We start from the raw sequence: 24,257 nt of genomic DNA, 5'->3' as shown, positions 1-24,257 counted from the left end.
ATTTTATACCCACAATTGCACGCAATAAAAATGACAAAAAAAGAATCATTAGCAGCCCTAATAAAAAGGATCTGTAATGATTCCATGTCAAATCCCTTGCTTCTTTTTACATGCCTGGAATCACAGTATGTGATTCTTTAAGCACTTGCTCCACTTCATTCTTGACATCCGGGTTGGATCTAATAAAGGATTTGATCAAGTTCATGTTCTCTTCTCTTTCCTTCGGTGAAACCTGCTTCTTGACGACTGTGCTGTGGCTGTTTTTTGCATCAATGACATGTGAGTCAATCCCTGCTTTGCTCAGCATGCTTCCCATACCAGGAAAGGACATGTCCATCATCTTTTCCTTCGTGTTGTTCAGCATTCTGCGAGCATCCTTAGACGTAGGCATGTGTACATTTCTTGCGAGCAGCGAGCTTGCGACAGCACCCAGTGTAATACCGAGCAGAAAAGAAGATGTTCTCATATTGATAAAAACCTCCTTGTATGATTGATGCACTTCTATTGTTCGCTTAAGGCGACAAACTCATGCGTAATAAAAACAGGAAGTTCTCCAAATTGTAATACACCATAAGTCAGAACAACGTTCGAAGCGGAGGAGCACCAATAATTCCCCAATACACAAGGGCTCCGGTAAGCAATATAAAGATAATAATCAGTGAATTAACAAACCATTTGCTTAGACGTACTCGTTGCGAAGGAAATACATCAGATCTTGTAGGGAGAATTCCTGCTTCTTGTGTCTGATGCGCTGATTTTTTTGTATTCGACTGCTGTTTTTTCTGCACTCTTGATAGTGTAACTGGCGCAGAAGCTGTCTTCTTTGATAAGTTATGCTTTGTGCTCTGCTCCTTGTCCTTGCTGCGGAGCGTTTTATCAGACTGATTGTCCTTCTTGCTCCGCTGCTTTGTCTCTCTCTTTTTACGATGGCCGTAAGTTTCCGCTCTGCTTAGTTGATTAGTCATTTTCCCCTCCGAAAACGAATGGCGAGTCCGGATATCAAATCGATTAAGAAATGGCACAATATTGGAGCCCATAGTGTTCCGGATTGCTCATAGATGTATCCCAAACCATAACTTGACAAGAATACCCAACCTGTTGGGAGCCAATGATTAAGGTATCTGAAATGAATCAATGCAAAAATAATACTTGTCCAATAGGGACCAAAAGCATGCTGAATTGCTCCTCTGAACAACAGTTCCTCGCAGACGGAGACAATAGCTGCAATGCATACAATATGCCAAATCGGCCTGTTTTGAAATAGCATATTATTAATTCCACCATCATCCATACTGTCCTCTGGCATGAAGGATGACAAGAGAAAGTCAATGACAAGCATGACCGCAGCAAGCCCTAGGCCGTATATTACGAATCTCCACCCATCCGGTAATGCAAGGATATCGAGCGGATTTCGCTGCTGAAAAAAGATCCATACAAGTCCAATGATTAAGGTAAGTCCCTGAGTCAAATACAAGTTGATGAGCAAAAGGCGATCTGTCAGTTGGTGAGGCTCTATCCTTTGTAACCTAAATTTCCTACGCTGTTGTTTCTTCATATATCGCCTCTTCTTACTCCTATTCTAGAAATTGAATATATCAGCTTAATTAAATGATAGCCAAAATAGATGAGAGATTCAAGAAACACATCCAATGAGCTGCCTAAACAAGAGGCAAATCGTCGTTTAAGCAACTTCATTTGATTCGCCCGTCAACTATTGACATGGTGATGTAACCATGATACATTATGAAAAAATTCAATATGAATGCGAAATACGAAGACGGAGAGAAGGCCCGGGTAATATAACAGAGAGCCGATGGCAGGTGGAAATCGGTAATTAATCGGAAAACCTTTAGCACTCCTGAGTTATTGCATTGAACGCTAACGTAGATGCAATCGAATGATTCCCGTTACGAATCCGGTCATACATAAATGACCATTGAGGCTTTTGCTTGTGAGAGCAATTGCGAATTAGGGTGGTACCACGACAACTCTCGTCCCTTACTACGGAGATAGTATGAGGATTGGGAGTTTTTTTGTGTATCCGGAATCTATCCAAATGTTCAAATCCGTGCAGCATGATACTCTATTACTGCGACGCATTACTATTTTACCGAGTTTATGAAATGGCCCAGCTCTAGATCCATATGAGAGCGCCGCTTCTTAATCTATATTAGTTACAATGATCAAGGAGGAAGAGATTCATGTTAAAAGTATTGGTATCTGATCCGATCAGTGATTTGGGAATTCAGCAGCTGGTGGATGCTGAAGATGTAACGGTTGACAAGAAAACGGGACTTAGCGAAGAAGAGCTCGTACAAATTATCGGTGATTATGATGCACTTCTTGTCCGCAGTCAGACGAGAGTAACACGTAAAATTATGCAGGCAGGAAGTCGCCTGAAGGTTGTTGGGCGTGCAGGTGTAGGGGTCGATAACATTGATTTGGAAGCTGCTACGGAAAGAGGAATTATCGTTATTAATGCACCTGACGGCAATACGATTACCACTTGTGAACATACCTTTGCAATGATGATGGCTCTGGCCAGACATATCCCTCAAGCTTATGCCAAGACCATTAACGGGACCTGGGACCGTAAAACCTTCCTTGGCGTTGAACTAAGAAACAAGACGCTTGGCGTACTCGGCATGGGCCGAATCGGAAGTGAAGTCGCGAAGAGAGCAAAAGCATTTGGTATGAACATCCTGGGCTATGACCCATTCCTTACTCAAGAGCGTGCTGAGAAGATGGGAATCACCCTCGCTACCGTGGATGAAATTGTGCGTCAGGCCGACTTTATGACGGTGCATACACCACTGACACCTGAAACCAAGCATATGATTGCCCGTCCTCAATTCGAGGTAATGAAAAGAGGCATGCGTATCATTAACTGTGCTCGCGGTGGGATTATTAATGAAATGGCACTCGTTGAGGCGGTTGACGAAGGCATTGTGGCAGGTGCTGCTTTTGACGTATTCGAAAGCGAGCCTCCTCAAGCGGATCATCCGTTCTTGACTCATCCCAAAATTATTGTAACTCCGCACCTTGGTGCATCCACTGTAGAGGCGCAGGAAAATGTAGCAATTGACGTATCGGAGCAGGTGCTTCATATCTTGCGTAACGAACCGTTCAAAAACGCGGTAAATATGCCTCCTGTTGCAGCAAGTGTCATGAACGTAATCCAGCCTTATTTCAAACTGGGTGAAACTCTGGGTAGTTTTGCTGCTCAAATCGCAAATGAAGCTGTACAGGAGATCCATGTTGATTATGCAGGAGAATTGTCTGAGGTGGACACTCAGCAGTTGACACGGTACATCCTAAAGGGGATTCTTGAGCGTCATCTTGGAAGCGAAGCGAATATCGTTAACTCCCTGCACCTTGCCAAGACTCGGGAGATTAATGTAGTAGTATCTCAAGCACCTCGTACAAAAGGATTTACAAACCTGATTACTGTAACGCTCAAAAATCAGAAGGAACAGGAGCGTCGTATTGCCGGAACCTTACTGGCGGGATACGGCGAGCGGATCGTAAGACTTGATCATTTCCCTGTCGACTTTGCACCGGAAGAGCATCAGGTCTTCATCTCACATAATGATAAACCGGGTATTATCGGCCGGGTTGGTACTCTGCTTGGTGAAAACGATGTTAACATCGCATCCATGCAGGTAGGACGGAAAATTGTGGGTGGAGCAGCCATCATGATCCTGACTGTCGACAAAGAAGTTCCTAAAGAAGTCCTTGAGAAACTAACTCAGTTGCCTGAGCTGAACTCTGCAAAAGAAATTGTTCTCAAAAAATAGGACTAAGCTGTCATATTCATAGATTATGTAGTAAAAGAGCTGGCCAATCGGCCAGCTCTTTTTTAGATATAACCTATACTTATAGGATGTTACGAAATACGATGAATGGACCAGACAATTCCTGGAGTACCTGCTCCACCAAGATCCAAAGCAGCAGTTAAACCATTGGCTGCGTAGAAGAGCCCTATAACGTCCCCTGCCGTAAGCTCTACATCTCCTGTTAGTGTGACAGTTCCATTTCCGAGGATAGCTCTTAACGTAAGAACTAAAGCCACGTTAACGTTGAGAACAGGGAACAATCCACTAATGAGCTGTGTAGTTGTTGGTGAGGTTCTTAGTACAACAAATGCGGGATTAACTCCTTCTTCTAAGGATATGGAGAGCGCTGCAGCTGTAGAATAATTGATGGTCGCATTAATCGTATAACGACCTGTGGTTGGAACTGTAAAGTTTCCTGTAGCTTCATCAAATGTCGCACTATCATAATAAGGGGGAGTGACCGTCCAACCTGCCAGCTGAATACTAGTTGCAGTCGACAGCGCAGGAAGAAACGCTGAGAATCCATCTGTACCAACGATTGTCCCTGTTGCTCCTGTTGCTCCTGTAATTCCGGTAGCTCCCGTGAGACCCGTTGCTCCGGTTGTACCTGTAGCTCCTGTTAGGCCTGTGACTCCTGTCGCTCCTGTTTCTCCAGTTATTCCCGCTGTCCCTGTTGCTCCTGTACCTCCTGTTAGGCCTGTGACTCCTGTTGTACCTGTCGCACCCGTAACGCCTGCTCCCGTTGCACCTGTACTGCCTGTTGCCCCAGCTCCCGCAAGCAGCGTGTAGTCCGGTGACATACCCGGTATACCCATCGGTGCGGTCACATTGGTTATATACGTACTTCCGAGATACGTAACCACCTGACATGCTGGGTATCCCGGTGCCGCGAGTGGATCATACGTTATTACTCCACTCAAACCTACTCCTGTTGCTCCAGTTATCCCAGCCGATCCTGTGGGTCCGGTAGCTCCGGTTTGACCAACACTTACGAAGAGCGTAAAGTCAGGTGAAATTCCTGGTATACCCGCTGGATTCGCTGTGTTTACAATATATGAACTTCCTTCAAAAGTAACAATTTGATCCGACTCATAAGCACCAGAATCTACTGGATTAAATTCAACCGTCCGAGTTAAGCCTGGAGGCCCTGCAGGACCGACCGGTCCCGGAATACCTTGCGAACCTGCAGATCCAGGAGCGCCTTGAGGACCCGCAGGTCCTGGAGGCCCTGAAGGGCCGGCAGGGCCTTGACCACCACCGCCGCCTAATCCTTCCGAAGCTGTGGTCAGCGCCACACCTGTGGCTCTTATGATTCCGACCAAACGGTCCTTCTCTTCAGGTAAGATGAGCAGCAGCAAAGTAATTTCTAACAAGTCATCCAACAAATCTTGAATATTAATTATGGTATTCAGTTTAACGAAGGGTGTTACCTCTGAACTGGCAATGGAAAGCTCCAGAATGGACTGTAATTGTGCTTTTATGACTCCAGGTAATGAGGAATTGTTGACAAATTGCAGCAGATCCCTCAAATTTCGCTGAAGCGCAGTGATGTTCAATATAATCGACTGTGATATGGCAGCTGGAGCTGTTTTTTGTAAGGCGGTCAAGAGCTGACTGTAACGTTCCAATTCTTCAAGCGGAATCGGGATTCCTACAAATCGGTCATTTGAGGAGTTACCATCAGAGCCTCTCCCTAGAAACGATCGAATACTGACTCGTTTTCGTTTTTTTGACATCATTCTCAACCTCCCTACATCATGACGATGTCGTATTAAATCCAATATTTACCTTCACATGCTGTTCTGAATATATTCGAGAAAATTCAAAAATGTTCCACGGTGAACAAGATTTATCTCTATTGTTCAACAAAAAAAGCACCCCTTAAGGGTGCTTCATAAAATGCATGTACTATATTTCGAATCTAATTGACCTAAAGATCTAAGCTTTGTGATGTAGAGCAGCCTGAACGGGAAAAATTAGACGAAATTCTGTACCTTGCCCTGGGATACTGTCGACCTCGATCGTTCCTTGATGCGCGTCAACAATATGCTTAACAATAGCCAGTCCTAGACCTGTACCTCTGCCCACATCCCGCACTCTTGCCTTATCTGCTTTGTAGAAGCGTTCAAAGATAAAAGGAAGGTCATCACGCGGAATGCCTTTGCCTTCATCCTTGATTCGAATTTCAATGAAGCTTGCGTTGATCTGTTTTGCAATAATTTGAATCCTTTTGTCTGAAGGTGTATGTCTGAATGCATTATCAAGCAGGTTCGTAAATACTTGCTCCAACTTATCTTCATCCGCCGCTTCTAGTACGAGGCTCTCATCTTGATGTGCATACTCTAAGATCAATCCTTGCTCCTTGGCTGCTACACTGAACTTCCGATACACTCTATCCAGCATTTGATTCAGATCAACTCTCCGCAAATTAATATCCGTATGTCCTGCTTCCATTCGGGCCAAATCCAGCAAGTCTTTAACCAATCTGCCCATCCGCAGCGATTCATCATGAATAACCTGTAACAGCTCCTCACTTTCTTTGGGAGAGGCCGCCATGCCATCCAGCAGAGCTTCACTATAGCCCTGAATCATGGAAAGGGGTGTTCGAATCTCATGTGAAATGTTTGCGATAAAATCACTCCGCATTTTTTCCAAATGCGCTTCTTCTGTCACATCTCGAAGCACCGCAACCGCACCTCTGCTTCCCTGTTCGACATGTAATGGCGCCATTTGGATCGACCATACGCTTTGCTTGACATGAAGCTCTGCACTCTGGTCCTGAGCCTCTGTAACTACGGCATAGAACAATGGCCTGAGCGGTGGAGGTACATCCTGAATGTTTGAAAAAGATTGGCCCTGTGAAGTATATTTCTCATCAGATTCATTCCAGTCGATGCCTTGCCATATCGACATCACTTTTGCTCCAGGAGGATTGGTCGATATCAGTCTTCCTTCTCCATCGAAGGATACGACGGCATCCGTCATGCTCCGTAGGACACTTGCTACACGTTCCTTCTCATGATTCAGATTCCGGATCGTATCCTCCAACTCATCAGCCATATGATTAAATGTACTGGCAAGTTCACCTATTTCGTCGCTCGTTACAAGCGACAGTCTTGTTCCATAGTTCCCTTTTCGGATTTCATTCGTAGCTTGGATAAGCTGCTGCATAGGCTGGGTAATTTTGGTGAACAAAAACAGCGCAAAGAACGTCGTCAAGCTGAACCCAATAATACATACAAGCACAAACATTCTTTTGATTTCACCGGATTCATCCGCTGAAAAATTAATGTCAATATAAGGAAGTAGAAACACCCCTAAAGTCATTAGAACACAGGCGACGAGCAAAATAATCGTATACCACAGTTTTCCAACGAGTGATTTCCAAAAGTACACTTATTTAGGAACCTCCAATTTATAGCCAACGCCCCAAACGGTTGTAATCATGGAAGCCGCTTCCGGAGATACACGATTTAATTTTTCGCGCAGACGTTTAACATGGGTATCTACGGTACGCAGGTCGCCGAAAAATTCATAATTCCAAACATCCTTCAAGAGGTCTTCACGTGAGAACACCTTGTCCGGAGAAATGGCCAAATAATGAAGCAGCTCATATTCTTTGGGTGTTAAGCTGATCTCTTCTCCGTTCGCCGTGACCCGGTGGGCATCATGCTCGATCAGCAAATGTGGAAACACGATGTTATTGCTGGAGTTATTCTCCTTAGATAGATAAGCTGTTTCAGATGAACGGCGAAGAATCGCCTTAACTCTGTATATGACTTCCCGGGGACTGAATGGCTTGACCACGTAATCGTCTGCACCTACTTCAAATCCTTGAACTCGGTTAATCTCTTCACCCTTTGCTGTCAGCATGAGAACCGGGGTTGATTTGGCTTGCCGCAGCCGGGTACATACTTCAATCCCGTCAATACCAGGCAGCATAACATCAAGCAGAATCAAACCATAATCTTCAGTTGTCGCTTTATGCAGCGCGGTTTCTCCATCCTCAGCTTCGTCGATCTCATAGCCTTCCTTCTCCAAATACATTTTCAACAATCTTCTAATTCTTTCTTCGTCATCGACGACCAATATTCGGTTCTCATGTTCTGCCATTAGCAAGATTCGCCCCACTTTCCCAAAATCCAGTCTCCGTAGTATGCGCTAGTTGAATGTACAATAAATAGAATATGACGGTGATTGCATTATTCTGTTCCTGCATAGGAGTGGAGACCTGAGATAATTAAATTCACGCCAACTAATGTAAACATCACAATTAAAAATCCGATGACTGCAAGCCACGCTGAATTTCTTCCCTGCCAGCCTTTCGACAGACGCAGATGCAGATAAGCACTATAATACAGCCATGTAATTAAAGCCCAAACTTCTTTAGGGTCCCATCCCCAGAAACGTCCCCATGCGATTTCAGCCCAAATCATAGCAAATATGAGTGCCCCGAGCGTAAAGATCGGGAAGCCAATCGCTATAGCACGGTAACTGATTTCATCCAAATCATCCGGATCAATATCTTTCAAGTGAGGACTGATCGTTCGGCCTAGAGGCTTGCGAACAATAAGACGCAATAATCCATATAAAACAAGACCAGAAATAACGGACCATATCACTGTATTAAGCTTGCGGCCTGCATTAACACCATCCATCCAGGAAGGAGCTTCAAATATAGGTTCCTTCATACCGAGGAATGAAGTGTAGCTTTCGGTTTCACTATTGTATGGTGCCACAATCGGCGGCATATGATAAATCACTTTTTCTATTGTACTATTATCGGTCCCCCCAGTGTCAACGTTAGCCGCTTCCTGCTGCGTGAAGACCGCTTCGTATCCACTTGCCCGAAATGCAAACACGGTACCGATAAAGCCTATTACAATAATAATAACAATCAGCGTGAATTCAACCCATCCTTGCTGTCTCTTATCAGATTTCGCAGAACTGTCAAATTTGACGGTCCGCAAAAGATACATAAGACCTGCTGCAAAACCAACGGCAAAAAAGGATTCTCCAAGCGCCGCAAGAGTAACGTGTATATTGAGCCAAATCGACTGCAGAGACGGAACAAGCGGCTGGACCTCCTGTGGAAATACTGCTGCATAAGCCATCAGGATAATGGTAATCGGAAGAGCAAACAGTCCCAGAATTGGTGTTTTGTATATCGCATACAAGACAATAAAAGCGATGATGACCATCATTGACAAGAAAGACATAAACTCATACATATTACTCACAGGAATATGCCCCGCACCAATCCAGCGAGTAAAGAAGTAGATCAATTGACCAACAAGCGCGATAGAGGTTGTAATCAGTCCGATTTTACCCCATTTCTTGACATGGACGATTGGATCTCGATTGCTGAATTTACGGCCCATAATTGCTATCGCATATACAATAAAGGCAGCACAGTATAAGAAAAATGAGATCATAAACGCATTGCTGCTAAGATCGAGTAAGTTGTTCACGCTTTGTTTCCTCCGTTATCCAAGAGTTTTTCGTCAACGATAATATCTAGCTGCTGTAGCACATCCGCTACTTCTCGCCTTAAACCAAACCAGTTCTTGTTCGTATGTGCACCCAGCACGAGAGTTCCGTTATCCATTCGAATCCATACTCTCCGATGCTGCCAGTAGAATCCGAGAACTAGACCAAGCATAACAATGGAAGCTCCAACCCATACAAACGGCATCGCCTTGTCAATTCGTATATTCAAATATGAGGTCGATTCGATAATATCCACATTCTCCATCCCATCCACGTTCAGCTCCAGAGGCATACGGCCTCCGTTAAGACGTTCATTGATAACATCTTGCTGGAAACGCTCCTTATCAATTTCGAGTGGAAAATATAAATATTGAATTCCTTCTTCCGGCAGGTCAGGTCCGGTAATGGCGAATAAAAAGGCTGGTGCATTCGGATTTGGTGTCTTAGACACAGGTTTTCCTTCATCATTCAGACCAAAATCCATGTACTTCTCTTTCAGTGTTAGTGAATAGGGCCCTGCCTCAAAATATTGTTCCGGATTCTGCATATCCAATTGAATCTTGCCATAGGAGGTTCCTGACGCAAGATCGATGACCTCAGGAGATACGGAGCGAAGGATCGGCGTAAGGTCAAAATCATACTGATAGGCCTTCAATCCCTCATAATCCAGCGGGTCGTTAACTCGAATAAAGTGATGCTTCACCTCTTGAAGCTGAGGCGTCTTGGACGGATCTGTACAATCCGCAGTACACTCGTACAATTTGGCTTCCGTTTCAAACAGCTTAGGTACAATCCTGCCGAGATTTCTAAATTCCTCCGGAGTTTCCTCTTCCGAATAATACTCCACTCTAAAATCAATGTTCTCCAGATACAATGTGGTATCAGGAATATTCTTGATCTCTCCTTGCGGAAATGAAATATGCTTGTCCATGTGCAGCCCAGGCAGCCCTCTGGCAAGAACGGCCAGCAGGAATATGATCAGACCAATATGAATGACATAAGGTCCCCAACGGCTAAATCGATATTTCTCAGCAAGCAATGCGGTACCGTCAGTTTTTACCCGATAACCTTTCTTTTTGAGCGGCGCAACCGCTTTCTTAATCCACTCTTCTGCTTCCTCATCAGGAAACTCAGTTTGGTATGTAACACGCTGTCTGGTTAAGAATTGAATATGCTTGGGGATACGTTGTTTGCTCAGTGCCTTGTATAGCGGCAGTACCCTGTCCAAGCTGCATATGACTAGTGAAGCACCGATCATAACAAGCAGCAGGATGAACCACCAGGATTCGTATGTATGAGACAAGCCTAGTAAATAATAAATATGCCCAAGTGTTCCGTATGTCTCTTTGTAATAAACAGATGGATCCATATTGATAAAGGCATTTTCCTGCGGATAAATGGTACCCAGCATCGCTCCGAGTAAAGTTATTACAATGAGATAGATGGCCACTTTGACCGAGGAGAAAAAATTCCAGACGAGATCGACGATGTTCGGATTACTCTTCTGTGAACGTCTGGCTATCCCGTCATACCTCATTTCCAGCGGTTCGCTCGACTCAAGATCCTCCTGCAGTTGAGGTTTGCCGCATGCTTCACAGAGTACTGTCCCTACTGGGTTTTGATGGCCGCATTCACATTTTGTATTTTGGATCATGATGTCTCAAATCCCCCTGTTTGCTCAGTTTGAATTCACCAGTTGCTGGATATGATACTCGAGCGTGTCTAAATTCAGCTGACCTTCAAATATTTCGGAGATCTTCCCATCCTTGGCAACAAAGAAAGTGGAAGGCATCGGACCTACAGCAAACCGACTTGTCGCGATCTTTTTTTCGTCGTACATAATTGGAAAATCAACACCAACCTGACGCACAAAATTGTTAACCGTCATCTTGTCTTCACCTACATTGATACCGATAAAAGCAACGCCCTGCTCTTTCCACTTCTCCCACTGCTTCTGCAGCGCTGGCATTTCATCAACACAAGGCTCACACCAAGTCCCCCAAAAATTAATGACCATCGGCTGACCTTTAAATTGATCCAGTGTATGAACAGCCTCATCGATGCCTAACAATTCGAATTCAGGAACAGAGTCCCCTACAACGGGTTTGCCATCCGATTTGGCCGTAGAAGAGAATATTGCATATGCGCCTAAAATGACAATGAATATCAAAATAATAACCTGAACGGTTCTCTTTGATCGTCCCATCGTAAATACTCTCCTTTTATGACAATCTTGTCCAATTAAACTTCTAGCCTAATTATAACGAATATTGTCACAAATCTGCGTCTGTTTTTTGAAAATTATGTGTCTTGGATTTGTTATCCTGGAACGAATACAAAAAAGAACTAAAGCATCAAGGTTAGCTGCACTTTAGTTCTTTTCTGTCAATGTCTTTATTGCCGGCTATTTCATTGTTATCTGCGTGATTTCTTCTTCGAAGGATCGGATTTGGCAGCCTGAAGAAGGTTGTTGATCTCCTCTGCTGTCAAATGACGGTATAAGCCCCGCTTCAAATTCTGTAGCAGCAGCCCTCCGAAGGAAATCCGCTTGAGTCTGGTCACGGGATGATTGATAGCATCAAACATCCGTCTGACCTGACGATTTCTTCCCTCATGAATTGTTATTTGAATAACAGCCTCATTTTTCTCCGTATCTACATCCTTATACTCCACTTCTGCTGGAGAAGTCATCCCGTCTTCGAGCATAATTCCATCGCGGAGCTTGTCAAGTGATGTTCCGTGCGGGACTCCCTTAACCGTTGCAAGATAGGTCTTCGGCACATGGTGCTTTGGATGTGTCAGTAAATGAGCAAACTCACCATCATTCGTAAGCAATAGAAGCCCTTCTGTATCGTAATCAAGTCGGCCTACAGGATATACGCGTTCCTTGATTCCCTTGAGATAATCCGAAACAATCTTTCTCCCTTCAGGATCAGAAGCGCTTGTGATGACACCCTTGGGTTTATTCATGACCAGGTATATCTTCTTCTCGCTTCGAATCGGTTTACCATTCACTGTAATGATATCTTCATCGGGATTCGCTTTCGTACCGAGCTCTGTCACGACTTCACCATTCACTTCTACTTTGCCGGACAGTATGAGCTCTTCGCTCTTGCGTCTTGAAGCAATACCCGCCTGTGCGATAATTTTCTGTAATCTCTCCATTTTAAATAAGTCACCTCAGGGATTAATGATACCCATCAGACAGAGAAATAACAAGGTCAAGAGCAGGAAAATAGCCCCTGAACCTCTCACCCGGTGTGTGAAATGTATTCAGAAGGCCATTTATTGGGCAATTCTTATCCAAATACGAGAAGACAAATCATAATTGCAGCCACAAATCCAACGATATCGGAGAATAATCCTACCTTTAAGGCATATCTGCCATTCCGAATTCCAACGGCCCCAAAATAAACAGTTAATACATAAAGTGTCGTGTCGGTACTGCCTTGGACGGTGGAAGCGATTCGGCCAATCATGGAGTCTGGACCATGAGTTTGAATGAGGTCTGTAGTAAAAGCAAGGGACCCCGTCCCCGTTAACGGTCTAAGAATACCAAGCGGAAGCACCTCCGGTGGAACGCCCATCCATTGAAAGAGAGGTGCTACAAGTCCTATAAAAAAGTCCAATGCACCTGATGCTCGAAATACACTGATGGCTACCATCATAGCGACCAGGCTCGGAATGATCGATATCGCCGTGCCAAAGCCTTCCTTTGCCCCATCGACAAATGATTCGTATACTGGCACTTTTCTAAAATAGGCATATACTGGAATGAAGGCAATAATGACAGGTATTGCCCATGTTGAAATGAGATTGATAAAGGACAACATGAATGCTCACCCTTTCGAGGATGATTCAATGATCGGCTTATTAAGGTGATTTTTTGGGGGCGCTGGTGCTTTAGGCGTTGGAGTTCTGCTTCGGAAATATCGATCAGCTGCGATAGCCGCAAATGTAGCAATGGCTGTCGCCATCAGTGTGGTGCCTACGATTTCAGCTGGATTAGCCGAATGGTAATTCAGCCGAATCGCAATTAGGGTGGTAGGTATAATGGTTATACTCGCTGTATTCAGTGCCAGCAATGTGCACATGGCTGGACTGGCCGTCGTTTTGTCCGGATTCAGCTCCTGAAGCTGCTGCATCGCTTTAATCCCCATGGGTGTTGCCGCGTTTCCGAGTCCAAACAGGTTGGCGCTCATATTGGATAAAATATATCCCATTGCAGGATGCTGTTTCGGAACATCCGGGAACAGATAGGATACAATCGGGCCTAGAAGCTTCGCCACTTTATTCAGCAGACCGGAATCTTCCGCGATCTTCATCATTCCCATCCAGAACACCAGAACGCTGATCAGTCCAAAGCATACCGTAACTCCCGTTGCTGCCCCATCAAAAGCCGCCTGGGTAACGAGCTCAATATTACCCTTTGCTGCGGAAAATACAAAACCGATAACGATCATGGCAAGCCAAATCAGGTTTATCATTCGCGATCCCTCCCACTTCGATCACTTGCTCATTCTAATTAAAGAGCTGGTCAAGCACTCTCTTTAGAGAGCTGAACAGGGAATTCCCTTTTAACTGATCAAAAGGAAGAGCAATAGTTTCTGCTGCTTTGTCCTTTGGAATGAAGCTGCCTTTTTCATAGACTGGAACTTCACCGATCTTAGCTCCATCTAATAGAAATTCAATTCTGCCCCTCAGTCCAAAATTGTTATCCGCCGCTTCGTCCCGAGGGCCTGATTCCTTCTGCTGATTGTAAAGTACCAGCTTGGTTCGGACATCACTCGTTTCAGTATTGAGAAGCGGATATTTAAACGCATTTCCTATAATGTACTCATATTGCTGAATGGATTGCCCCTTCGCTGCCAGCTCGTTCAGCGGATAATGCTCAAAGCCGTAATCCAGCATATTCGCATGATCATTCCAATCATTCCCGTCATTTAGCGTAACGGCAACTAACTGCTGACCATTTCGTGTTGCTGAGCTTACTAGACAGCGAAAGGCTTTTTTGGTGTAGCCGGTCTTCACTCCATCTGCACCTTCATACAAACGAAGCATCTTATTTTTGTTGTGCCAATCGTAGTCCCAGGATTCCTCAGGATTGGGGGCCTTGTGTTCCTGTGTAGCTACAATCCGTTTAAAGTCAGCGTTACGCAGTGCATAAGCGGTCAGCTTGGCCATATCCTCAGCGGTCGAATAATGGCCTTCATCATCTAGTCCATGCGGATTCCTAAACTGGCTATGTACAAGTCCGATCTCGTCAGCCTTCATATTCATCAGATATACAAAGCCTTCCTCCGAACCACCGATATGCTCTGCGATGGCCGTTGCCGCATCGTTGCCTGAACGCAGCATTAATCCATAGAGCATATTCTCAAGCGTCATCTTCTCACCCAGTTTCAAATAAAGAGACGAGCCTTCCTTACCGGCTGCATTTTTACTGACCGTAACGGTGCTCTTCAAATCGCCCTGCTCGATCGCCACAATGGCTGTCATGATTTTGGTCAAGCTGGCTATGCGCATTTCCTTTTCTCCGTCTTTGCTGTAAAGAATCCGGCCTGAGGTGACATCAATGAGAGCAGCCGTCTGTGCATGTGTATCGAGCATAGGCGCTTCATGACCAGGTTTATGGTCAGCATGGGCTGTAAATGGAGCAGTAAATAACGATAAAACCAAGGGCAATACAGTCATTTTTTTTAAGAGATTCATTTGCTTCCCTCCGGCTCCTTCGAGTCATCTTGTACTATTCTATGTATGGACAGGCAGATGTATGTCCAACAAAAAGTCCCCTCCAAATGCATGAGCTGCGGAAGGGACTAATCTGATTACACTTCGTAAGTTGGAGCCGTAGACGTTGCCATCCCTGAACCCGCATTGTTCTTCTGGAAAATGCTTTGAATTTGATCAATGACCTGCGGTGCAGAATCAATGATCTTCTCAAACAGATGGGTTTGATTATCCAGAGGTACAATGTGAACACCCTGATTGCCTACAACAAGAAATGCGATAGGTCGGATAGATACACCTCCGCCGCTACCGCCCCCGAATGGGTTAGGCTTGCCGTTGCTGCTCTTTGACTCAGCTTCAGCATCGAGATGAAAATCGCTTCCTCCTGCTGCAAAGCCAAATCCAACACGGCTGATCGGCAGTATTACCGTACCATCCGGTGTCTCAACTGCATCACCTACTATGGTGTTGACATCGACCATTGCCTTGATGTTTTCCATAGCTGTTTTCATTAATCCTTGAATTGGATGATCCGACATGATGAATTGCCTCCTTATAACAATGGTTTGACATCTATAGGTTTCCCAAGATACAGGAGCAGTATGTGCAAAAAACAAACTGGAAAATAAATTACTTTATTAAGCCTCTTCCTCCAAATCTCTGCGCCAGGATAGAATACCTCCATGAGCGTCTGCTAAACGCTTGGTGAGCATATTGCTGAGTCGCATCGCTTTAACAAAGCGGATACAGGCTTTTATTTCAAAATCCGTCTTCAGATCCCATTGCTCTGTCCAATTCGCCGCGACATTAACCTGTGGTATTTCTAGAAGCCTCACCTTGTGGGACAACCAGCCAAACACGGTATTCTTGATCCCCCACAAGATACCTGTTAATACAGAAGTGAATACAACATCCTCTGTCCCTATACGGGTATTCCATTTCAGTTCCAGAATCCGAATCGAGGCAAACGGAGCCGTATCCCATATCTTCAAAGCATAGGCACTCTTGAGCAAAGCTCCGGACTGATACAATATCCCTTTCTTCCCATGCTTCTCATCAGGCGATTCCTCTTCTTGTTCCTTGTTGCTGCCGGCCAGCTGGCCTGATAATGCACCCTCGAGCTTCTTGAGCAGCTTTGCTTTGAACTCCTGAATTTTCTGTTCTGGGACTTCCTTGGTTATTCTGAGGATCCCGTACATCATTTTAAGCTGAACATGTACCTCCTGCTTATGATTTGTAGACTTCACAACGAGATGGATATGTATTCTTGATACAAGTACGAACACAATAAGTAGAATTATAACGAGCAGTATACCTGCGCTAATCCAGATCCACACGAGACTTCCCCCTGGTATATGTAAAATTAAAACTCCCTTTTAGTATGTTCTCAAATATGGAAAACATGCGAATCCTTTGGCATAAAAAAAACGATGCCCTCTAAAAGGCATCGATTGTACAACTACTCAGCTCTATTACGTTCATTGTCAATTGGAACTTCACTCGAAGACTCTTCCTCAAACATATTCTGCCCCAGCTTGCTGAACAAGAGCTGTGTCTCTTCTTCGAGCGGGTCAGAATCTTCAAATACGGACGGTTCTGGCAAATCTTTGATCGTGCCGAGACCGAAATAATCAAGAAAGGCCTTCGTTGTCCCATATAAAATAGGACGGCCGATGGCCTCTGCTCGTCCAACCTCTTCAATCAAATCCTTACTCGTCAAAGTATGGAGTGCCCGTTCTGCCTTAACTCCGCGGATCTCTTCAATCTCCACTCTCGTTATCGGCTGCCGGTAAGCAATAATGGATAACGTTTCAAGAGCGGCTTGAGAGAGTGAGGATCTGGAAGGGGAGTAAGCAAGCTTCTCAAAATAGACGGCGTGCTCAGGCAAGGTTCCCATCTGATAGTTTCCCGCAATCTTTAATATCTGCAGTCCTCTTCCCTGCTTGGTATATTCCCTTTTCAGTTCCTCTAGCGCATCAGTTACGACTTCTGGACGCTGATCGACAATTTCGGAGAGCTGCTTGACACCTAATCCTTCTTCACCCGATAAAAATAACAAGCCCTCAATAATCGACTTCAATGCCGGAAAGTCCATCGCTTTCGTTTTCCCCTCTCCACTCCATCACGATATCTTCAAACAATCGTTCCTGGTAACATACAATTTGTTTCATTTTCATTAACTCCAAAATAGCCAAAAAAGTGACGACGATCTCTTGGCGATACATATCCTCATTGAACAGCTTGGAAAACAGCATTTTGCCGCCATATCCTTTACGTCCTAGCGTACCGGCTACATCCCGAATCCGATCCTTAACCGATATTTCATCACGGTGAATCCTAGCCACCGTCGTATTTCTCGAAGCCCGGCCGAGTGCTTTTTGAAAAGCCACAATCAAATCTGATGTATGCAGCCCTTCAACCGGATTCGACGGTTCATGATGAACATAAGGCGTTAAATCCTCAGGCTCTTTGGAGAAAATAAGACTTCTAACCGATTCGCGTTCATGCAGATGACGCGCGATGCTCTTGAATTTTCGGTATTCAATGAGCTTCTGAACCAATTCGGCACGAGGGTCTTCATCTTCTTCCTCCATGAAATGATCGTCTTCAAATTCATGAAATACAGGAGGCTTGGGCAGCAAAATTTTACTCTTGATCGCCAGCAGTGTAGCTGCCATCACCAAAAACTCACTTGTAATATCAAGCTCCAGCTCTTGCATGGTATGAATATAATCCATATATTGGTCCGTTATTCGGCTGATCGGTATATCCTGGATGTCGATCTCATGTTTGTCAATCAAATGTAATAGAAGGTCCAGTGGGCCTTCAAACGATTCAAGCTTATAAGTCACAACCGTCAATGGACGCATCCTCCCGCAAATGTTACAAAATACGTAAAGCCCTGCCCCGGCTAAGAGAAGCCTGAGTACAGGGCTTATATTAACTAAGCACTATTTCAGCTGTTTCGTCAAGTTTGCCATCTCAATTGCTGCAACAGCAGCGTCCCAGCCTTTATTTCCTGCTTTCGTTCCAGAGCGTTCGATGGCTTGTTCAATATTCTCAGTAGAAACAAGACCAAATATGGTCGGCACGCCTGTCTTCAAGTTAATTGCAGCAACGCCCTTAGCCATCTCATTACAAACATAATCATAATGGGTGGTAGAGCCACGGATTACAGTTGCGAGGGTAATGACCGCATCGTATTTGCCGCTCTCGGCCATTTTTTGAGCAATCAGGGGAATTTCAAAAGCACCAGGCACCCATGCAACATCAACCTCATCATCTTGTACACCATGACGTTTAAAAGCATCCAGGGAAGCGGACAGCAGCTTGCTCGTTAAAAATTCATTGAAACGTCCAACCACAACACCATATCTTAATCCTTCAGAAACTAAATTACCTTCAAAATAGTTAGCCATTATTATTCATCTGCCCTTCTTAACTTAAGATTTGATTTCCTGCTCGTTCTGCTCAATATCATCAAATTTCAGCATATGCCCCAGCTTGGACTGCTTGGTATGCAAATAGGATGAATTATCTTTATTTTCTGTAATTTGAATCGGTATTCTTGACACGACTTCCAGACCATATCCCTCTAGCCCTTTAATTTTTCGCGGATTGTTGGTCAGCAGGTTAATCTTGCGAATTCCCAAGTCTTTGAGAATTTGTGCGCCGATTCCGTAATCGCGAAGATCAGCAGGGAATCCCAGCTTCAGATTCGCATCCACCGTATCAAGTCCCTGCTCCTGCAGCTTATAGGCCTTGAGTTTATTAATCAGCCCGATACCCCGGCCTTCCTGACGCATATATAGCAGCACGCCGCTGCCATTCTCATGTATCTGACGCAGGGCAGCTTCGAACTGCGGACCGCAGTCACAGCGGTGAGAATGGAATACATCTCCGGTCAAACATTCGGAATGAACACGCACGAGAACCGGCTCTTCCGTATTAAGCGTGCCTTTGACAAGAGCCACATGCTCTTTGTGATCCACTTCATTCGTATAAGCTATCGCTTGAAACTCGCCAAAATCAGTCGGCATTCTCACCGAAACCTCACGAGTAACCAGATTCTCCTTGGCGTTGCGATACGCAATCATGTCCTTGATGCTGATAAGTTTCAGATCATGCTGCTTTGCAATTTCCTTCAGATCGGGCAGTCTGGCCATCGATCCGTCTTCCTTTATAATCTCACAGATCACACCTGCAGGATAAGATCCACTCATTCTGGCAAGATCTACAGCAGCCTCCGTATGTCCTGCGCGCCGAAGCACTCCGCCTTTCTTGGCGATCAGTGGAAACATATGGCCGGGCTTTCTGAAATCCGCTCCGGAAGCTTCCGAGTCGATCAGTGCTTTGACCGTAATTGAACGTTCATGTGCTGAAATTCCAGTCGTGGTTAATTTATGATCGACGGACACGGTGAAGGCTGTACCATGAAAATCCGTATTTTGGTGAACCATGGGTTTAAGGTCAAGCTCTTCTGCCCGTTCTTGCGTAATCGGCACACATACGAGTCCTCTGCCCTCTGTAATCATAAAATTGATGACTTCCGGAGTAGCTTTATCCGCCAGAGCCACGAAATCACCTTCATTCTCACGGTCTTCATCATCAACGACGATGACCACTTTGCCTTGCTGCAGATCCTGAAGTGCTGCTTCTACTGTATGAAAAATGGATTCCTCGTCCATGTCATCACCCTCCTTGTTACTGCTCATTTATATCAATTAAATCCGTGTGAGCTTAGAAATTCAAAGCTTAATTTCGACTGTTCACCTGTTCCGTCCGCTGGTGAGGCACCTTGTCCATACTGCAGCAAATGATTCACGTACTTGCCAAGAATATCGCACTCGAGATTGACAATATCCCCTGTATTGCGATGAGCAAGCACCGTCTCACCTAATGTATGCGGTATGATGGATACGGTAAATGAGGAAGCCGTCGTATCGACAACAGTCAAACTAATTCCTTCAATCGTGATGGAGCCTTTCGGAATAATAAACCGGAATACATCACTGTTAACCGGTGAAATTTCGAATACGACCGCATTCTGGTCTCGGGATATCGCAGTAATCTTGCCTGTTCCATCCACATGGCCCTGTACAATATGTCCTCCAAAACGGCCACTCGCTGACATTGCCCGCTCGAGATTAACAGGACTGCCGCTCCCCAAATGACGAAGGGTCGTATGACGAAAAGTTTCGGGCATCACATCAGCCAGGAAGCCGCCGGATTCTATGGATGTTGCAGTCAAGCATACTCCGTTGACAGCAACACTGTCTCCAATCTTAAGATCATCCATGATTCGCTTTGCGCTGATTCCAAGGACCATTGCTTCCCCTTTACGGCCAACGCTGCGAATTCTTCCCACTTCTTCAATCAGCCCAGTAAACATGGCATTCACTCCTTAATCAGCCTTACGGCCACACAGGTAAACCTGTCACACAAATATTATCTCCAATGGTCTCGACTTCAAGTTTATTTAATTGAATTGCATCATTCATTCGGTCCACGCCTTCAAATCGGAAGCTGCCTGGTGTCTCGTATCCCCCAACGATCTTAGGTGCAATAAACATCAGCAGCCGGTCGATCAGTCTGGCCTCCAGCATTGCGCCGTTCAAAGTGCCGCCGCCTTCAAGCAATATAGAGCCAATCTCCATTTCACCTAACAAGCTCATAGCTCTTAATAGATCGACCCTCGGTCCCGGACCACACCGGATTACTTCTACACCATAACTTGCCAGCACCGCCTCACGTTCAGCCGCTGCTTCATCAGTCGTCAGGATCAAAGTCATGGCATTTCCATCACGAACCAGCTTGGTATCTATAGGGATTCTCAGTCTCGAATCCACAACGATCCGAATCGGACTAATCCCATCTATAGATAACCGGGTTGTTAACTCGGGATTGTCAGCAATGACGGTCTCCACCCCGACCATAATTCCTTGGTGACGATGTCTGAGCATATGAATATGTTCTCTCGCTTGCTCGTTAGAAATCCATTTGCTGTCTCCACTCTTGGTTGCGATCTTTCCGTCTAATGTTGAAGCCGTCTTGAGCGTTACAAAGGGTAGACCCGTCGTAATATATTTGATGAATTTCTCGTTGAGCCGTCTAGCCCGGTCTCTCAGTACACCGACTTTGACTTCGATTCCGTGTCTGCGAAGCATATCAAATCCCTTGCCTGCTACCTGTGGATTAGGGTCTTCGCATGCGACAACCACTCTTTTGACCTTCTCACTGATTAGCCTTTCGCTGCATGGAGGTGTCTTGCCATAGTGACTGCAGGGCTCAAGCGTGACATAAACGGTGCTTCCTTCCGCCTCACTGCCAGCCATGTTCAAGGCATGAACCTCGGCATGCCCTGTACCCCTTTTCAGATGAGCTCCAAGACCAACCATTCGTCCACCCTTCACGACGACACAGCCGACAACTGGATTGATACCCGTTTGCCCCTGCGCTCTTTCTGCCATATCCAGAGCAAGCGACATGTAAAATTCATCATTCATCATTTCCATCATGCTTACCTCTTTTCAGCAAAGACATTGAATAAGAAACATTTCATTAAAAAAGCCCTTAACCGGTCGAAATGCCGGACAAGGGGCTTGAGAGTTTAATAGAAAGTGCAGCAGAACACTACCGTTACCTCAGGTTTGAACCGTTAAAGGTAAGGCAAATAACCATGTGCATCATCATCACTGACACACAGGCAGAAGTTCCGCTGGGTACGCCAACAAATAGAGTCATCTGTTATGTACCTATTCTCCTTCTCTCATCCAGACTATACTGTCGGTTCTGGAGTTGCACCAGATCCACCGATAGCTTCCAGCTAACGGGTCACGGACTAAGACTTGAGTTCAAGTCATCACCGCCGGTAGGGAATTTCGCCCTGCCCCGAAGGATTACAGCATATGAAACGAAGTAATAGAAAAATAGTAGCATTCCCATTATGAAAAATCAACAGCTGAGCTTAACACCCGCTGTCGTGCAGGCGCTTTTTTATTAGAATTTATTCTTCCTCCTGAACCGAATTCAGCTGCACGACCCAAGGCTCGAGATCCATCGGCTATGTAATAGAACATCCCACATATAAAATATGCGGGATGCCGTAATTTGCTATTGCAACAATTCTAGCAGCCTAAACTTAAGCGTCAAATACGGATACACTCTTCATTTTGTCGCCTTGCTTCACGCCATCAATGTATTCCATACCTTTGACAACTTTACCAAACACGGTATGAACTCCATCCAAATGCGGCTGCGGCTCATATACGATGAAGAACTGGCTTCCGCCTGTATTTTTGCCGGCATGTGCCATAGAGAGTACGCCTTTTTCATGCTTCGTTGTGTTTGTTGCCGTTTCACAATCGATGGAGTAACCAGGGCCGCCTGTACCATTGCCTACTGGGCATCCGCCTTGTGCTACGAAGCCTGGAATTACACGGTGAAAGCTAAGACCGTTGTAAAAACCGCTGTTAGCCAATTTCTCAAAGTTTGCTACTGTATTTGGTGCTTCTTCTGGCAGGAATTCGATTTCTACGGTTCCGCCATTTTCAAGTTCAATAATTCCTTTTTTCATATGCGTCACTTCCTTTTAACTATTTTCTAAGGCAGACCAATGGTATGTACATAAGCCTTGTCCTTAATTCATGCATCACTATCTGATTGTATCTACTTTGACTTCAATTTGCAATTATTCGTAGGCTTCTGAGCAGGAACCATGTCAGCCCGATGTAAAAAACACTCCCCCAAGCCGTTGATCTAGACACAGCAGCTTGCAGAGAGTGAATAAAAATGTTAGCTGATTCAATGAGTTATAAAATGGATTCAGCTGTTAATTGTTTGTTTGCTGATTCTCGCCGGAATGATATCGTTACGCACGATATCTTCATGACTTTCGCGGCGAACAACGAGATCACTTTCACCGTTCTGAACGAAGACAACGGCTGGACGACGTATCCGGTTGTAATTGCTAGACATGGAATAGTTATAAGCACCTGTGCAGGATACTGCCAGCAGATCACCTGTTTCCACCTGAGGAAGCTCTAAATCCCAAATCAGCATATCTCCGCTCTCACATGCCTTCCCTGCAATAGAGACGGTCTCTTCTGTTGCTTCATTCGCGCGGTTAGCCAGTATCGCTTCGTATTTGGAATCGTAGAGAGCTGGACGCGGGTTATCTGTCATGCCTCCATCCACCGATACATACTTGCGTACACCAGGGATGTTCTTAATTGCTCCAACCGTATACAACGTTGTACCGGCTTCGCCTACCATGCTGCGGCCCGGCTCAACCCATATTTCCGGAAGCTCTTCGCCAATATCTGCAAAATGAAGCTTAACTCCATCCGTAATTGCCTTGACATACTGGGATACCTGAAGTGGTGTATCTCCTTCGAAGTAACGGATACCAAAACCGCCGCCAAGATTGACAACCTGGAACACAACGTTCAGTTTACTCTTCACTTCTTTGGTAAAAGAAGCGACCCGCTCTATGGCCATTTGGAAGCCTTCCACTTCGAAGATCTGGGAACCAATGTGGGAGTGGAGTCCAAGGAGCTTAAGGTTCGGCTGCTTCAATGCCTGTTCTATGGCTTCAAAGGCAGCTCCGTTTCCGATATCAAACCCGAATTTCGAGTCGGTTTGTCCAGTGGAAATATACTCATGCGTATGAGCTTCAACACCCGGAGTTACGCGTAGTAAGATATTAACCTGTTGATTCTTCTCACTAGCCATCGCTTGAAGCAATTGCAGTTCTACAAGATTGTCCACGACGAAGCAGCCGATGCGCGCATCTAGCGCCATTTCAATTTCATTCGGCGTTTTGTTGTTCCCGTGGAAGTGAATGCGCTCCGTCGGAAATCCAGCCAGCAGCGCTGTGTAAAGCTCTCCATCCGAGACAACATCCAGAGATAGACCTTCCTGCTCGGCAAGTGCGCACATGGCCGTTACGCTGAACGCCTTGCTCGCATAAGCTACCTGAAATTTCAGACCTGAGGCTCTGAATGCGTCCATATATTCTCTAGCCCGCTTGCGGACAAGTATTTCATCAACGATATATAGTGGAGTCCCATATTCTTCTTTGAGTTGAACTGTATCGCATCCACCAATTTCGAGATGTCCTAAATCATTAATTTTGCTAGTACCGTGTAAATACATAATTCGCTAGTCCTCCACTTTTCCTGGAATGAAAAAAGATTCCAT

Annotated in this window: 24 protein-coding genes and 1 riboswitch; of the genes, 1 reads left to right on the top strand and 23 read right to left on the bottom strand. The window is 45.2% G+C overall.

Annotated features, from left to right (window positions below; genetic code table 11):
• Positions 1–106: 106 nt before the first annotated feature.
• The 3 genes from ACFQ3J_RS02550 to ACFQ3J_RS02540 all read right to left on the bottom strand — a co-directional run bounded on the left by ACFQ3J_RS02550 (position 107) and on the right by ACFQ3J_RS02540 (position 1,555).
• Positions 107–466 (bottom strand): hypothetical protein, encoded by a 360-nt coding sequence (locus tag ACFQ3J_RS02550; RefSeq protein ID WP_091158084.1) that lies wholly within the window; start codon positions 464–466, stop codon positions 107–109.
• A 109-nt stretch (positions 467–575) separates the two neighbouring features.
• Positions 576–965 carry a hypothetical protein gene (locus ACFQ3J_RS02545; protein WP_091158085.1) on the bottom strand — a complete coding sequence of 130 codons (390 nt, stop codon included), beginning with the start codon at positions 963–965 and terminating at the stop codon, positions 576–578.
• Positions 962–1,555 carry a CPBP family intramembrane glutamic endopeptidase gene (locus ACFQ3J_RS02540; RefSeq protein ID WP_251581043.1) on the bottom strand — a complete coding sequence of 198 codons (594 nt, stop codon included), beginning with the start codon at positions 1,553–1,555 and terminating at the stop codon, positions 962–964. The genes ACFQ3J_RS02545 and ACFQ3J_RS02540 overlap by 4 nt, the downstream gene beginning before the upstream one ends.
• 646 nt (positions 1,556–2,201) lie before the next feature.
• Here ACFQ3J_RS02540 and serA point away from each other — a divergent pair.
• Positions 2,202–3,797, top strand: coding sequence for a phosphoglycerate dehydrogenase (gene serA / locus ACFQ3J_RS02535; RefSeq protein WP_091158088.1), 1,596 nt, complete (start codon positions 2,202–2,204; stop codon positions 3,795–3,797).
• An 89-nt stretch (positions 3,798–3,886) separates the two neighbouring features.
• Here serA and ACFQ3J_RS02530 read toward each other — a convergent pair whose 3' ends face one another.
• From ACFQ3J_RS02530 to lysA, 20 genes are all read right to left on the bottom strand, one after another.
• Positions 3,887–5,575 carry a collagen-like repeat preface domain-containing protein gene (locus ACFQ3J_RS02530; protein ID WP_251581042.1) on the bottom strand — a complete coding sequence of 563 codons (1,689 nt, stop codon included), beginning with the start codon at positions 5,573–5,575 and terminating at the stop codon, positions 3,887–3,889.
• A gap of 199 nt (positions 5,576–5,774) precedes the next feature.
• Positions 5,775–7,232 carry an ATP-binding protein gene (locus tag ACFQ3J_RS02525; RefSeq protein ID WP_251581041.1) on the bottom strand — a complete coding sequence of 486 codons (1,458 nt, stop codon included), beginning with the start codon at positions 7,230–7,232 and terminating at the stop codon, positions 5,775–5,777.
• Complete coding sequence (locus tag ACFQ3J_RS02520) at positions 7,233–7,949, bottom strand: response regulator transcription factor (RefSeq protein WP_091158093.1); 717 nt, start codon at positions 7,947–7,949, stop codon at positions 7,233–7,235.
• 89 nt (positions 7,950–8,038) lie between these two features.
• Positions 8,039–9,271 carry a cytochrome c biogenesis protein CcsA gene (gene ccsA / locus ACFQ3J_RS02515; protein WP_251581659.1) on the bottom strand — a complete coding sequence of 411 codons (1,233 nt, stop codon included), beginning with the start codon at positions 9,269–9,271 and terminating at the stop codon, positions 8,039–8,041.
• 32 nt (positions 9,272–9,303) lie between these two features.
• Positions 9,304–10,980, bottom strand: a complete 1,677-nt coding sequence (gene resB / locus ACFQ3J_RS02510) for a cytochrome c biogenesis protein ResB (protein WP_251581040.1) — start codon at positions 10,978–10,980, stop codon at positions 9,304–9,306.
• A 24-nt stretch (positions 10,981–11,004) separates the two neighbouring features.
• The gene (locus ACFQ3J_RS02505; protein ID WP_251581038.1) at positions 11,005–11,532 is read right to left on the bottom strand and encodes a redoxin domain-containing protein; all 528 of its coding nucleotides are present in this window, start codon (positions 11,530–11,532) and stop codon (positions 11,005–11,007) included.
• Between the two features lie 209 nt (positions 11,533–11,741).
• A complete protein-coding gene (locus ACFQ3J_RS02500; protein ID WP_091158098.1) occupies positions 11,742–12,491 on the bottom strand; it encodes a pseudouridine synthase in 750 nt (249 codons plus the stop codon).
• Positions 12,492–12,625: 134 nt separating this feature from the next.
• On the bottom strand, positions 12,626–13,159 hold the full coding sequence (locus ACFQ3J_RS02495; protein ID WP_091158099.1) for a spore maturation protein: 534 nt from the start codon (positions 13,157–13,159) through the stop codon (positions 12,626–12,628).
• Positions 13,160–13,165: 6 nt separating this feature from the next.
• A complete protein-coding gene (locus tag ACFQ3J_RS02490) occupies positions 13,166–13,813 on the bottom strand; it encodes a nucleoside recognition domain-containing protein (protein WP_091158101.1) in 648 nt (215 codons plus the stop codon).
• A 34-nt stretch (positions 13,814–13,847) separates the two neighbouring features.
• Complete coding sequence (locus ACFQ3J_RS02485) at positions 13,848–15,038, bottom strand: D-alanyl-D-alanine carboxypeptidase family protein (protein WP_379292277.1); 1,191 nt, start codon at positions 15,036–15,038, stop codon at positions 13,848–13,850.
• 116 nt (positions 15,039–15,154) lie between these two features.
• Complete coding sequence (gene ytfJ, locus ACFQ3J_RS02480; RefSeq protein ID WP_091158105.1) at positions 15,155–15,595, bottom strand: GerW family sporulation protein; 441 nt, start codon at positions 15,593–15,595, stop codon at positions 15,155–15,157.
• A gap of 99 nt (positions 15,596–15,694) precedes the next feature.
• On the bottom strand, positions 15,695–16,393 hold the full coding sequence (locus ACFQ3J_RS02475; protein ID WP_251581036.1) for a DUF2953 domain-containing protein: 699 nt from the start codon (positions 16,391–16,393) through the stop codon (positions 15,695–15,697).
• A gap of 122 nt (positions 16,394–16,515) precedes the next feature.
• On the bottom strand, positions 16,516–17,151 hold the full coding sequence (scpB, locus tag ACFQ3J_RS02470) for an SMC-Scp complex subunit ScpB (protein ID WP_091158111.1): 636 nt from the start codon (positions 17,149–17,151) through the stop codon (positions 16,516–16,518).
• Complete coding sequence (locus ACFQ3J_RS02465; protein WP_091158113.1) at positions 17,120–17,926, bottom strand: segregation and condensation protein A; 807 nt, start codon at positions 17,924–17,926, stop codon at positions 17,120–17,122. Before ACFQ3J_RS02465 ends, scpB begins: the two co-directional genes overlap by 32 nt.
• 81 nt (positions 17,927–18,007) lie before the next feature.
• A complete protein-coding gene (ribH, locus tag ACFQ3J_RS02460; protein ID WP_047911095.1) occupies positions 18,008–18,475 on the bottom strand; it encodes a 6,7-dimethyl-8-ribityllumazine synthase in 468 nt (155 codons plus the stop codon).
• Positions 18,476–18,499: 24 nt separating this feature from the next.
• Positions 18,500–19,744 (bottom strand): bifunctional 3,4-dihydroxy-2-butanone-4-phosphate synthase/GTP cyclohydrolase II, encoded by a 1,245-nt coding sequence (locus ACFQ3J_RS02455; RefSeq protein ID WP_091158115.1) that lies wholly within the window; start codon positions 19,742–19,744, stop codon positions 18,500–18,502.
• Positions 19,745–19,776: 32 nt separating this feature from the next.
• The gene (gene ribE / locus ACFQ3J_RS02450; protein ID WP_091158117.1) at positions 19,777–20,448 is read right to left on the bottom strand and encodes a riboflavin synthase; all 672 of its coding nucleotides are present in this window, start codon (positions 20,446–20,448) and stop codon (positions 19,777–19,779) included.
• Positions 20,449–20,470: 22 nt separating this feature from the next.
• The gene (ribD, locus tag ACFQ3J_RS02445; RefSeq protein ID WP_091158118.1) at positions 20,471–21,571 is read right to left on the bottom strand and encodes a bifunctional diaminohydroxyphosphoribosylaminopyrimidine deaminase/5-amino-6-(5-phosphoribosylamino)uracil reductase RibD; all 1,101 of its coding nucleotides are present in this window, start codon (positions 21,569–21,571) and stop codon (positions 20,471–20,473) included.
• 242 nt (positions 21,572–21,813) lie between these two features.
• A riboswitch (FMN riboswitch) is annotated at positions 21,814–21,959 on the bottom strand.
• 238 nt (positions 21,960–22,197) lie between these two features.
• Complete coding sequence (locus tag ACFQ3J_RS02440) at positions 22,198–22,632, bottom strand: peptidylprolyl isomerase (RefSeq protein WP_091158120.1); 435 nt, start codon at positions 22,630–22,632, stop codon at positions 22,198–22,200.
• 248 nt (positions 22,633–22,880) lie between these two features.
• Positions 22,881–24,212 carry a diaminopimelate decarboxylase gene (lysA, locus tag ACFQ3J_RS02435; protein ID WP_251581034.1) on the bottom strand — a complete coding sequence of 444 codons (1,332 nt, stop codon included), beginning with the start codon at positions 24,210–24,212 and terminating at the stop codon, positions 22,881–22,883.
• Positions 24,213–24,257: the final 45 nt, after the last annotated feature.

Source organism: Paenibacillus provencensis, from assembly GCF_042678545.1.
GTDB lineage: Bacteria > Bacillota > Bacilli > Paenibacillales > Paenibacillaceae > Paenibacillus > Paenibacillus provencensis.
Note: the sequence above shows the minus strand (reverse complement) of the source record. Positions and strands in the feature narration are given on the sequence as shown.